The following is a 12,991-nucleotide window of genomic DNA, read 5'->3' on the forward strand; positions in this document are numbered from 1 at the left end:
GGTCCTTTAAGGTCAAAACCTGTTTCTATCGTCTACGAATGGCTTTAGACAGACGTTTTGCTATACGACTACCGAGTGAAATTTTAGGGATGTTGGTTATGCAATCGTTGCCGCAAGACGCGGCGAACTTAGATTGCCTTCCATTTGAGAGGTGGCGTTCTTAGCCATCGTTCCTTTGTCTCCAACTGAAACGGAAATCAGTAGTATTATTCATTCTTTACAGACCCATGAACACCCAGTGTACACGCCACATTTTATTTATTTTCTTTCAAAAAAAGTCGAGCTGTCTTTTAAACAGACAGTTCGACTTTTCTTTATATTATTCTGATCTTTATGTTACTTCCAAAAATCATCAAAAACGGTGATTGGCAAATGACGCTTATGCATGGACCGACTATAGAAACCTTCAATTTTTTCTTGGGATTCTTTCGATACCGATTTACCTTCTAAATAATCATCAATTACATCATATGTGACCCCAAGTGCCACTTCATCTGGTAGAGCAGGTCTATTTTCTTCCAAATCAGCAGTAGGAATTTTCGTATAAAGATGCTCAGGACAACCTAATTCCTTCAATAATTGCTTACCTTGACGCTTGTTTAAACGGAAGATTGGAGTAATATCTACGCCGCCATCCCCGTATTTTGTATAGAAACCAGTGACAGCTTCTGCTGCATGATCCGTACCAAGAACAACCCCATTATTCATCGCTGCAATAGAATACTGGGCTTTCATACGCTCTCGAGCTTTTTCATTCCCTTTAGCAAAATCTGATAGGATAATACCTGCTTCTTCTAAGGCTTTATCGCTTGCATCTACCGCTTCTTTTATGTTGATCGTAACACGTTTACTTGGTTTTATAAAATCCAGTGCATCCTGACGATCTGTTTCATCAAATTGAACACCATATGCCAAACTTACCGCTATAAATGAATATTTATCTTCATCAATCTCTTTATTTAATTCGTCTACAGCTAGCTGAGCAAGTTTACCAACTAATGTAGAATCCTGACCACCAGAAATACCTAGAACCATGCTTGTCAAAAATGGGTGTTTTTTTAGATAGTCTTTCATAAAATCAATACTAATACGTATTTCTTTTTGTACATCAATGGTCGGCTTCACTTTTAGTGCTGCTATAATTTCTTGTTGTTTAGCTGACATTAATATCTACCTCCATTTTGATCAATAAAATTATGTTCCATCTCCTTGACCTCTTGAATATTACGCATTTTATTGTCCCAACATTTTTGGCTTAAATCTACTGGATACTCCTCTGGATTTAAAGATCGTTTGTACTCTTCCCACAATAATTCAAGATTTTCATGCGCATATTGACGAACCTCAGATAGCTCAGGGATTTCATAAATTACTTGCCCATTTTCTATCACTTTTTCATGTAGATTCCTTGCTTCAAAATTCGTTACAAATTTAGAGACAAATGTATGCACTGGATGGAACATTTTTAAACGTTCCTCATGCGTAGGATCTTCATCATACATCGTGATATAGTCGCCTTCTGCTTTACCATTTTCTTTATCGATAATTCGATAAAGTTTTTTCTGACCGGGAGTTGTAACTTTTTCAGTAGTGGAAGAAATCTTAATCGTATCTTCCATTACTCCCGTTTCATTTTCAATCGATACAATTTTATAAACAGCTCCAAGTGCCGGTTGATCATACGCCGTGATTAACTTCGTTCCGATACCCCAACTATCAACCTTGGCCCCCTGTGCTTTTAAGTTCAAAATCGTATATTCATCCAAATCATTGGACACAACAATTTTCGCATCATGGAACCCGGCCTGATCCAACATTTTTCTTGCTTCCTTCGATAAAAATGAAATATCACCAGAATCTAGACGGATACCGATAAAATTAATCTTATCACCAAGCTCTTTTGCTACTTTGATAGCTGTAGGCACTCCCGTTTTCAACGTATTATATGTATCCACTAAAAACACGCAATCTTTATGGCGCTTCGCATAGGAATGAAACGCTTCATATTCGTCTTTATATGCTTGTACTAATGAATGAGCATGGGTCCCCGTAACAGGAATTCCAAACATTTTCCCAGCGCGAACATTACTAGTCCCATCTATTCCACCTATGTATGCAGCTCTAGTTCCCCAAATAGCCGCATCCATTTCTTGTGCACGTCTTGAACCAAACTCCATAGCGACTTCATCTTTTATCACTTGTTTGATACGAGATCCTTTAGTTGCTATTAACGTTTGATAATTGACGATATTAAGTAAAGCTGTTTCCACTAGTTGAGCTTCTGCCAACGTAGATTCAATTCGAATAATTGGTTCGTTTGGGAAAACTAGCTCTCCTTCTACCATCGAATATACATTTCCAGTAAAACGTACGGTACGTAAATATGCTATAAAATCTTCTCTATATCCAAGCTCATCTTGTAAGTAAGCTAAATCACTATCAGTAAAATGAAAATCCCGTAAATAATCAAGACATCTTTCCAGTCCTGCAAAAATCCCATAGCCATTGCCAAATGGAAGTTTACGGAAGAATAATTCAAACACTGCTTTGCGTTCATGCATATTATCTGCCCAATAGGCTTCCACCATGTTTATTTGATATAAGTCCGTATGTAATGCTAAACCGTCATCTGGATAATTTTTTTTCATAAAAATCCCCTTCTCCATAACTATTGAACTAAGTATACACTATTTACCCTTTTTCTTGCCAAGTAATCCTGTCTTGGAAGTGGTGGATATAAAGGGGGTAGACAGATTCGTGGTAATGTTGCGATTACTTGTAGTAACGTTGCGGATACTCGTTTGATTGTTGCGCATATAAGTCCAGATGTTGCGGGTAACCAGAGAAATGTTGCTTATAACTATAATCATTTTAGGTGTTATTTTTTGGAGTTCTATTACGCCACTCAAAACAACACGATAGTACCCCATAATAACAAGATAAAAAAAGCTACTCATTAAGTTTGAATGACAACTTAATGAGTAGCAAATAACTTTTTCTTTTACTATTCTCCTTGCGGTGAAATTACATCTACAACATAAGCCGCCACTGCTTCAATTTCTTCCGGAGTTAGCGTATCTTTAAATGAAGGCATTGAAGAACCTCCCTCTATTATACGTGCCAGGACTTCTTCTTTACTTTCAGCAACTTCACTATTTTGTAAGTTAGGACCATTATGGCCATTTGCCCCTTGGTTTCCATGGCAAGCTAAACAGTTTGCATCATAAACAGATATTCCTTTATCAGGGTTTGCGCTTACTGTTTCACCTTCCGTTGTATCATCTGTTGACGATGTGGAAGCTTTAACGGACGCATCAATTACTTGCCCTTCTGGTAAAGTTCCCCCTAACTTAAATGTGTATATTTTGTCTCCATGTATTGAACCTGCAAGTGCATTTCCTGCAGCATAGATGGAGATATACTGTTCACCATCAATTTCATAAGTGACAGACGGGGCATTGGCACCAGCATCCATCATATATTCCCACACTTGATCACCCGTTTTAGCATCGTACGCAATGAGACGACCATCATTATGGCCTACAAAAACAAGATTTCCTGCTGTTGTTAAGACCCCACTGTATGCAATCGAATCCCAATTATGTTGCCAAGCAATTTTATTCGTTTTAACATCAATTGCGGTTACCGTTCCTCTTGCTGGAGCATCTAATACAGGGCCAAAAATACTTCCTAAATACATATCACCTTCTTGAAATTCCATTAACTCTCTTCTTTCAAAAGAGAAGTAATTATCAGCACCTAATACATAGTAATATTCGGTATCAGGATTGTATGCAGAAGGTGGCCAGTTTGCCCCTCCAAAAGTCCCTGGTTTAAGGGTAATTGGTACATCCCAAAATGGTGTGAAAATATCTCCAATCTCACCCGTAAATTCAGGTCCTAAATCCTTTTTAACATCTTCCTCTGTAACACCTTGTGGAACAAATGCATCTCCAATTGGAAACGGTTGAGTTGGAGATGTTTTTTGAAGTTCATCTTGTGGTACAGGTTTTTCTTCAATCCCTACCAATGGTGTCCCATCCGTACGATCTAAGAAATAAATCCAACCAGTTTTACCTGCTTGACCGAGACCTTTGCGCATTTTCCCATCCATTTCAACATCGTATAAAATAACTGGGTTTGCTGGGTCCATATCCCATATATCATGATGTACTTCTTGGAAATGCCATACATAATCTCCGTTTTCCGCATTCAATGCTACTACTGAGTTATTGTATAGATTATCCCCTTCTCGGTTGCTACCGTCTATATCTGGCGCAGCATTTCCGGTTGCAAAATATATATAACCCAGCTCGGGATCTACTGCTGGTGTATTCCATACTGGAGCACCACCTGTTATCCAAGCATTGTTATCCGTTGGCCATGTATCTCCATGAATGTCTCCAGGCCCAGGAATTGTATAGAATCTCCAAACTTCAAATCCTAAATCCGAATCATACGCCATCACGCGACCACGAATACCATATTCTCCTCCAGATACACCTGTATAAACTTTTCCATTATAGTAAAGTGGTGCACTAGTTACTGTGTATCCTTCTTCCCACTCTGCTACTTTTGTTTCCCATAGTAATTCACCTGTTTTTTGGTCAAGAGCGATTAATCTAGCATCTAATAATCCCACATATACTTTTCCATCCCCTACCGCAACGCCACGTGTTGTCCATCCACAACAAACTGTATCCATCTCTTGTGGAATATCAGGTTCGTATGCCCAAACTTGTTCTCCTGTTTTCGCATCTATAGCGAAAACGTCGTTTGCCCCAGTTGCAATATACATCACACCATCCACTACTATTGGAGTTGCTTCACCAGAGTGTTTCCCCTCTGCTCCTGATCCACCTAAGCTACTAACCCAAGTAGGTTTTAAATCTCCAATATTTTCAGTAGTAATTTGGTTTAGCATGGAATAACGTCTGTTGTAGTAATCACCACCATATGTTGTCCATTCTTCCTGCGCATACTCTACTTTTTCATCTGGATTTGATGGACTAGGTGCAACTTTGATTTCTGTTTCTGGTTCTTCTTTTTCTGGTGCTTGTGCTTGTTCTTCTTTTACTGTTATGGTGGCATAGGGAACTTTTTCATTCTCATTATCCGAGTTCTCAAATTCTGCTACCAGATATAGCATTAATAAAACTACAAAAACAATTAATGAACCTATAAAGATTTGTGCCCATACTGATAACCCTCTGTTTCGCATCTAATTCCTCCTTTAAAATTTTAAATATTCCGATTAAATATTTTATGTTTCAAATTTGAAAGAAATGCTGTCCTTTAAATTTTGAGACAAATAAAAAACTGGCCAAGAGTATAAATCCTTGAACAGTTTTTATATCAACATCTTATTTCGTTAAATCCATGCATCCTTCACAAATCAAACCAAATAATTCTTCAAAATCTGATTCTCCAAAACTATTGAACCTAGTTATACTATTTTCTCTTTTTCTTGGAAAGTAATCCTGTCTATGAAGTGGCCGACAACCATTCGAAGAGCCCCTTACTTTGAAGGGAGAAAAACTATTCTAAAGAGCTTTGTGATTTTAATGGAGTTCTATAGTCTGACTCAAACGGTAATAATTCGCAAGGAAACGGAAAAAGCTACTCACTAAGTTTGAAGGACTTAATGAGTAGCTAATAATTTATTCTTGCACTATTCTCCCTGTGGAGATATTACATCCACAACATAGGCCGCTACTGCTTCAATTTCTTCTGGCGTTAGCGAATCTTTAAACGAAGGCATCGAAGAACCCCCTTCTTCTATACGCGCTATAACTTCTTCTCTACTTACAGCAACTTCACTATTTTGTAAGTTTGGACCATTGTGGCCATTTGCCCCTTGGTTACCATGACAAGCTAAACAGTTTGCATCATAAACCGTAATGCCTTTATCAGGTTTTGCACTCACTGTATCTCCTTCAGTTGAAGCCTCTGAAGGTTTTGTGTTTTTAGCTGGGAATTTAATTACTTGACCCTCAGGTAAAGTCCCGCCTAATTTAAACGTGTATATTTTATCTCCGTGTTTACTACCTGCAAGTGCATTCCCAGCAGCATAAATAGAAATATATTGTTCACCATCGATTTCATACGTAATGGATGGTGCATTTGCTCCTGCATCCATCATGTACTCCCAAACTTGATCGCCAGTTTTTGCATCATAAGCAATCAGACGACCATCACTATGTCCTACAAAAACAAGATTCCCTTTAGTAGTCAAAACGCCACTATATGCTTGAGTATCCCACTTTTGCTGCCATGCAATTTTATTTGTTTTTACATCTATCGCAGTGACAGTACCACGAACTGGAGCATCTAAAACTGGTCCAAAAATACTTCCAAAGTATTGATCGCCTTCTTTAAATTCTTCCAATTCACTTCTTTCAAATGACATATAAGTGTCATTACCTAATACATAATAGTACTCTGTATCAGGGTTATAAGCTGAAGGAGGCCAGTTCGCTCCACCAGATGGTCCCGGCTTAAGTGTAATTGGAACATCCCAAAATGGTGTGAAAATACTTCCAATTTCTCCTGTGAAATCAGATGATAAATCATTCTTCACATCTTCCTCTGTTACAGCTTGAGGAACGAAGGCATCTCCAACAGGAAACGGTTGCGTTGCTGCCGTTTTTTGTCGTTCATCCTGTGGTACAGGTTTTTCTTCAATACCAACAAGTGGTGTTCCATCAGTACGGTCTAAAAGATAAACCCAACCAGTTTTACCAGCCTGCCCAAGCCCTTTCCGCATTTTCCCATCCATTTCTACATCATAAAGAATGACGGGGTTTGCGGGATCCATATCCCAAATATCATGATGTACTTGTTGGAAATGCCATACATACTCTCCACTTTCAGCATTCACCGCAACAACTGAGTTGGCATATAAATTATCTCCTTCACGGTTACTTCCATCTAAATCTGGAGCAGTATTTCCAGTTGCAAAGTAAATGTATCCAAGTTCAGGGTCTACTGATGGTGTATTCCATACTGGGCCACCACCCGTTAACCAAGCATCATTATCTGCGGGCCATGTATCTCCGTTAATGTCACCAGGACCAGGAATTGTGTAGAAACGCCAAACCTCAAAACCTAAATCCGCATCATAAGCCATTACACGTCCACGAATACCATATTCCCCACCAGCTACGCCGGTATATACTTTTCCGTTATAGAATAGTGGTGCACTAGTAATCGTGTAACCTTCTTCCCACTCAGCTACTTTTGTTTCCCATAAGACTTCACCTGTTTTTTGATCAAGTGCGATTAAACGTGCATCGAGTAATCCCACAAATACTTTACCATCACCAACTGCAACTCCACGAGTCGTCCATCCGCAACAGACAGTATCCATCTCTTGTGGAATATCAGGATTGTACACCCATATTTGTTCGCCAGTTTTAGCATCAATTGCGAAAACATCATTAGCTCCAGTAGCAATATACATAACGCCATCCACTACTAATGGAGTAGCTTCTCCAGAATGCTTACCTTCTGCTCCTGAGCCTCCTAAGCTGGAAACCCAAGTTGGTTTTAAATCACCAATATTTTCAGTAGTAATTTGGTTTAGCAACGAATATCTTCGATTGTAGTAGTCTCCTCCATTTGTAACCCACTCATTAGAAGAATACTCTACTTCTATATCTGGTCGAGACGGGCTTGGAGATTCTTTACCATCAGTCTTTGTATCGTTCTTGTCATCCTGAACTACCTCTTCTACACTTGAAACCCCTTGGTCTGCAACTTCCTTTTCATCTTCGTCTTCAAGCGCTAAAAAATATAGACCAAAGATTACTACAAGAGTAATTATGGAACCAATAAAAATTTGTTTCCAAACTGAATTTTCTCTTCTCATACCTTATTCCCCCTCAATTCACAATTTTGACACAGATTTCATTACTATTATACTCCTACCATTTTACTAATATCAATATTAATTATCCTAGTTTCAAAATACTTGTTAAGTTGTTTGGTATTACTAGTAGTTATATCTCGCTTCTCGGAAACTAAATCCTAGCTATTATCATACCTAGCAGGTGAAAAGTCGTTTATGGGCTATTTATCATTGTTTATGGACTGTTCTCGATATTTTTTGGGCTATTGCGCATTGTTTATGGACTATAACTCCCTATTTATGGGCTATTTACTTTAATTTATCCGCTACACAAAAAAACTGCCTAGGGTTAGAACCCCAGACAGTTGACAGTTGCATTTTATTATTTCGTTAAATCCTTACAACCTTCACAAATCAAATCAAATAATTCTTCAATATCCGATTCTTCTACACATGAGAATGCTACACGAATATCTGTTTTATTGCTTGCTATTACACCGACACCATATTGATCTAATAAGTGCAGTCTTAGTGTTTCTGCATCTATATCATTTAATTTCAGGCACATGAAGTAACCAGAGTTAAATGGGTAGTATGTCCAGTATGGAGCAAACTTTTCATTGGCCAGTACTTGCTTTGTCTTCACAGCTCTTCCTTGCATGATTTGGAATTTCTCTTCTTTTTCTATTAAATACTCTTCGGATTGAAGTGACTCCAAAAGAATTGTCTGAGAAATATGAGACCCACTTGAAACAGTTCCTCGAATGATACCCTTCGTTTTTTGTTCTAAGGCATCTAGTGTATCTGGATTCGCTGCGTACGTGATGAACCCAACGCGTAATCCCCAAACGTAGTTTTCTTTCGTAGCACCATCAATTTTTACTGGTAAAATATTCGCATGGGTATCAGCTAGTAAACCGAACAATGATTCTTTAATAGAATCCTCATAAAATAACCCGAAATAAGCATCGTCTAGTAAAACAACTAATTTCAAGCCACCTTCAGCAGCATCCTTCAACACTTGAACGATTGCTTCTGCCTCTTCTACAGAAGGAGTAAAACCAGTAGGATTGTTAGGAAAGTTTAACAAAACAATCGCTTTATCCTTTTGCTTAGCAAGCGTTTCACGGAATGCTTCCACATGGAAACCACCTGTTTCATTAAAAAGAGGGAAAGTTTCGACACGTCCTTCTCTTCTTATCTGGAATACCGTATTGTAGTTGCCCCAATATTGCTGTGGTGTTACTAACACGTCTCCAGCGTCCATAAACAGATCTGCCGCGATACTTAAGCCATGAGTTAGTGCACTAGTTACAATCGGTGTGCCAATCGATTTGCCTTGCATCGATGGGTTGTCCATTAGAAGCTTTTCCTTCCATAATGATCGTAAAGTTTCCTTCCCCTGAGGAGCTGCATACGGGTATATATCACTTGGTTTATAATCTAATTTCTTTTGTATATGACGGAAATGCATCGGTTCGCCATTCTCCGTTGCGATTCCAATAGTAGCATTAAATCGATGTGCTTTTTTCCCTGCTTCCGCACTTTGACTTAAAATTCCTTTTGGATAGTACAAGCTTTTACCTAATTCCGATAACATATTGTAAATAGCAGGATTTTCTTTTTGTATTTTCTCGTTTAATTGCGTTGCTAAAGCATTCATCTATTGGTACCTCCATAATATTTGATTTAAAAACATTGTACTCTATTTGACTAAAGTATTATACCCCTTCATGAAATATATTGTTCTATCCTCGTCACTGCTTCAACTCTAAAATTATGGGACAATGATCACTTCCAAGTACAAGAGAATCGATAGATGCATCCTTTAATAATGGTTTAAGTTTTTCAGAGGCAATAAAATAATCTATTCTCCAACCAATATTGCGCTCTCTAACCGTATTCATATAAGACCACCAACTGTAGGCACCTTCCGTTTCCGGATAAAAATAACGAAATGTATCTACAAATCCCTCTGCAAGTAACTCCGTCATTTTGCCACGTTCCTCATCTGTAAACCCAGAGTTTCCTTTATTAGATTTAGCATTTTTTAAATCTAAATCGCCATGAGCGACATTTAAATCTCCGCACATGATTACAGGTTTTATAGCATCTAGCTTTTTCAAATAAGTACGCATCTCATCTTCCCATTCCAGTCGATATGGAAGTCTTGTTAAATCTCGCTTTGCGTTCGGCGTATATACGTTTACTAAATAATATTGGTCATATTCAAGCGTAATAATTCTACCTTCATCCTCTGAATCCCGATCTCCAACACCATATTTCACAGAAAGCGGTTTTACCTTCGTAAACACTGCTGTTCCAGAATACCCCTTTTTCAAAGCGTAGTTCCAGTACTGTTCATACCCATCCAACGGAAGCTCAATTTGTCCCGCCTGCAGCTTCGTTTCCTGCAAACAAAAAATATCAGCGTTTACTTCATTAAAATATTCCAAGAATCCTTTTTTGGCGCATGCTCTTAAGCCATTCACATTCCATGAAACCAACTTCATTATATTTCCTCCAAATTGTATTCTATGTAATTAGTTATATGCTCATCATAACAAAAATCTTTGTTTAATGAAAAACATGGATAGGTAAATAATGCACACAATGACGTGAGCAAACAATTAGACATATTACTTAAATGGGAGTATATTTATCTCGTATTCGAGATGTACACATTATGGACACAAGGGAGGAAGATTATAATGAGTAAACGTTTTGATGGACAAGTAGTATTAATAACAGGAGCAGGTTCTGGATTAGGGAGAGCTGCAGCGTTGCAGGTAGCTAAAGAAGGAGCAAAGATTTCATTAGTAGATTTAAACCAAGAGGCTTTAGAAGAAACGAAAAAACTAATTTTAGAAGCTACACCAGAAGCAGAAACACTATTAATCACTGCAAACGTAGCGGATGAAACTGCTGTAAAAAGCTATGTAGATGAAACAGTTAGTAAATTTGAGCGCATTGATGGGTTCTTCAACAATGCCGGTATCGAAGGAAAACAAAACCTTACCGAAGATTTCAGCGCAGAAGAATTTGAAAAAGTTGTTAGCGTAAACTTAAATGGTGTATTTTATGGTATGAAATATGTATTAGCTGTTATGAAAAAACAAGGTTCTGGATCAATCGTTAACACTGCTTCAGTAGGTGGTATTCGTGGAGTTGGTAATCAATCTGGATATGCAGCAAGTAAACACGGAGTTGTTGGCTTAACACGAAACTCTGCTATTGAGTACGGTCAATATGGCGTCAGTATTAAAGCAATCGCACCAGGTGCAATCATGACTCCAATGGTAGAAGGTTCTTTACGACAAATCGGTGGAGACAATTGGGAAGAGGTTGGTAAAGAATTTGTTCAACCCAACCCAATGAAACGCTTTGGTAAACCAGAAGAAGTTGGATACTTAGTTGCATTTTTACTATCTAATCAAGCAAACTTCATCAATGCCGCGGTTATTCCAATTGATGGTGGACAATCATATAAATATTGATCTGAATTTGAAAGAGTGAGCCACAAAATGTGACTCACTCTTTATTTTTGTTAAACCTCAATAATACAAATATCGCTATAGCCAGTGCAAATAACCCAAACAAAATAACCAATGAGATAGCTCCAAATGCAAGTAAGCTCATATGTAAACCCCCTAGCTGGTTCTATCCCTCTATTATATTTGTTTGTTGGAATTACACAAGGGGAAGCGCAACGGGAGAGTATGTTCTCCTATATCATCCTTTAAATAAATCATTCAACGATTCACTCATAGTTGGATGAGTAAATATTGTATCACGTAAAAATGTGAATGGTAATTTTGCCTCCATCGCCACTCTTACTACATTAATCATTTCACTAGACTCCGCACAAAAAAGTGTACAACCTAATATTTCATTCGTTTTTGGGTCAATCAATGCCTTTAACAGTCCATCTGTTTTCTCCAATATTCGCGCTCTTGGTATTCCAGCTGCTGGCATAGATAATACCTTGTATTCAATACCTTTTTCCTTTGCCATTTTTTCATTGAGCCCAACATGAGATAGTATAGGGTCGATGAAAACAGAGTATGGTATGTTAGTCCGTTCTTTTTTTGTATACGAGCCATCTCCGAAAATCTGATCTTTTACAATACGGAAGTCATCTAATGAGATATATGTGAACTGTGGTCCTCCATTGACGTCACCTAATGCCCAAATATTTTTCGCTTTCGTTTTTAATGTATCGTCTACTACAACAGCTCCACGATCACTCACTTCCACTGAAGTATTTTCTAATCCTAGATTCTCCGTGTTTGGCTTTCTCCCAGTCGCAAGAAGTATAGCATTTCCGTACAATTCCTGAACGGATTCACCTTCTTTATAAGTGATAGCTACTCCTCCGTCTTGATTTTTCACAGATTTCACTTTACTATTCTGTACAATTTTAATACTTTTTGCTTGTAATACTTTTTTCACTTCTTCCGCAATATCCCTGTCTTCATTCGTTAGAAACTCTTCATTGCTATCTATGATTGTCACTTCTGACCCGAAGTTTGCGTACATAGAAGCAAACTCTAACCCTATGTACCCGCCACCAATAATAATTAGTTTTTCAGGAAGTTGCTCCAACACTTGTAAAGTTGTGGAATTGTATACGAACTCGGTACTCTCCAAACCGTCGATTGGCGGCACAATTGGTGTAGCACCAGTGTTGATGAAAATCTGTTCTGCAGTAACTTCAAATTGTTCCTCCGCAGTTTTCACTTTTATTTTTTCATCACTCAAGAAAGTTGCTTCTCCAGTAATAACTGTAATTTTCTGCTGTTCATCAAGCATATGAAAGTTTTTATCTCGCAACAGAGAAGTTAGCTCATCTTTTTGATGAACCGCATTCGTATAAAATTCCTCTTTTGCTGTGTTGGAATATTTTCTGTTGTCCGCAGAATGAACAAGCGACTTGGTTGGTATGCATGCAATATTGATACATGTTCCCCCGTACATTTCCGAAGACTTCTCAATCACTGCAACCGTCTTGCCATTTTTTGCGAGCTCAGAAGCTAAAGTTTTACCACCTTTACCAAACCCAATAATGACTGCATCGAATCTTTTCATTATAAAACCTCCCAGTTAATCTATTTCCTTCTTTAGCTCTATGTAAACTCAATG

At 38.0% G+C, this 12,991-nt stretch carries 8 protein-coding genes; 1 reads left to right on the forward strand and 7 read right to left on the reverse strand.

Translation table 11 applies throughout. From position 1 onward, the window contains the following. Positions 1-336: 336 nt before the first annotated feature. From nadE to ACN6MX_RS16020, 6 genes are all read right to left on the reverse strand, one after another. Positions 337-1,164, reverse strand: coding sequence for an ammonia-dependent NAD(+) synthetase (nadE, locus tag ACN6MX_RS15995; protein ID WP_419959825.1), 828 nt, complete (start codon positions 1,162-1,164; stop codon positions 337-339). Beyond that, on the reverse strand, positions 1,164-2,648 hold the full coding sequence (locus ACN6MX_RS16000) for a nicotinate phosphoribosyltransferase (RefSeq protein WP_419959826.1): 1,485 nt from the start codon (positions 2,646-2,648) through the stop codon (positions 1,164-1,166). Before ACN6MX_RS16000 ends, nadE begins: the two co-directional genes overlap by 1 nt. 356 nt (positions 2,649-3,004) lie before the next feature. Further along, a complete protein-coding gene (locus tag ACN6MX_RS16005; protein ID WP_419959827.1) occupies positions 3,005-5,221 on the reverse strand; it encodes a PQQ-binding-like beta-propeller repeat protein in 2,217 nt (738 codons plus the stop codon). Positions 5,222-5,671: 450 nt separating this feature from the next. Then, positions 5,672-7,870, reverse strand: coding sequence for a PQQ-binding-like beta-propeller repeat protein (locus ACN6MX_RS16010; protein WP_419959828.1), 2,199 nt, complete (start codon positions 7,868-7,870; stop codon positions 5,672-5,674). A gap of 361 nt (positions 7,871-8,231) precedes the next feature. Continuing rightward, positions 8,232-9,512, reverse strand: a complete 1,281-nt coding sequence (locus ACN6MX_RS16015; RefSeq protein WP_419959829.1) for an aminotransferase class I/II-fold pyridoxal phosphate-dependent enzyme — start codon at positions 9,510-9,512, stop codon at positions 8,232-8,234. 94 nt (positions 9,513-9,606) lie between these two features. Continuing rightward, a complete protein-coding gene (locus ACN6MX_RS16020) occupies positions 9,607-10,362 on the reverse strand; it encodes an exodeoxyribonuclease III (RefSeq protein WP_419959830.1) in 756 nt (251 codons plus the stop codon). A gap of 198 nt (positions 10,363-10,560) precedes the next feature. On the opposite strand from ACN6MX_RS16020, the gene ACN6MX_RS16025 reads away from it, so the two are divergent. Continuing rightward, positions 10,561-11,346, forward strand: coding sequence for an SDR family oxidoreductase (locus ACN6MX_RS16025; protein ID WP_419959831.1), 786 nt, complete (start codon positions 10,561-10,563; stop codon positions 11,344-11,346). A gap of 235 nt (positions 11,347-11,581) precedes the next feature. Here ACN6MX_RS16025 and ACN6MX_RS16030 read toward each other — a convergent pair whose 3' ends face one another. Then, entirely contained in the window at positions 11,582-12,937 is a 1,356-nt protein-coding gene (locus ACN6MX_RS16030) for an FAD-dependent oxidoreductase (RefSeq protein WP_419959832.1), read from the reverse strand. Positions 12,938-12,991 lie beyond the last annotated feature (54 nt).

It is taken from the genome of Psychrobacillus sp. BM2 (genome assembly GCF_048572895.1).
In the GTDB taxonomy this organism is placed as follows: Bacteria; Bacillota; Bacilli; order Bacillales_A; family Planococcaceae; genus Psychrobacillus.

What these genes read in the sequence shown, in the direction of transcription:
- nadE (WP_419959825.1), bottom strand. Translation starts at nt 1,164, where the DNA reads ATGTCAGCTAAACAACAAGAAATTATAGCAGCACTAAAAGTGAAGCCG.
- ACN6MX_RS16000 (WP_419959826.1), bottom strand. Translation starts at nt 2,648, where the DNA reads ATGAAAAAAAATTATCCAGATGACGGTTTAGCATTACATACGGACTTA.
- ACN6MX_RS16005 (WP_419959827.1), bottom strand. Translation starts at nt 5,221, where the DNA reads ATGCGAAACAGAGGGTTATCAGTATGGGCACAAATCTTTATAGGTTCA.
- ACN6MX_RS16010 (WP_419959828.1), bottom strand. Translation starts at nt 7,870, where the DNA reads ATGAGAAGAGAAAATTCAGTTTGGAAACAAATTTTTATTGGTTCCATA.
- ACN6MX_RS16015 (WP_419959829.1), bottom strand. Translation starts at nt 9,512, where the DNA reads ATGAATGCTTTAGCAACGCAATTAAACGAGAAAATACAAAAAGAAAAT.
- ACN6MX_RS16020 (WP_419959830.1), bottom strand. Translation starts at nt 10,362, where the DNA reads ATGAAGTTGGTTTCATGGAATGTGAATGGCTTAAGAGCATGCGCCAAA.
- ACN6MX_RS16025 (WP_419959831.1), top strand. Translation starts at nt 10,561, where the DNA reads ATGAGTAAACGTTTTGATGGACAAGTAGTATTAATAACAGGAGCAGGT.
- ACN6MX_RS16030 (WP_419959832.1), bottom strand. Translation starts at nt 12,937, where the DNA reads ATGAAAAGATTCGATGCAGTCATTATTGGGTTTGGTAAAGGTGGTAAA.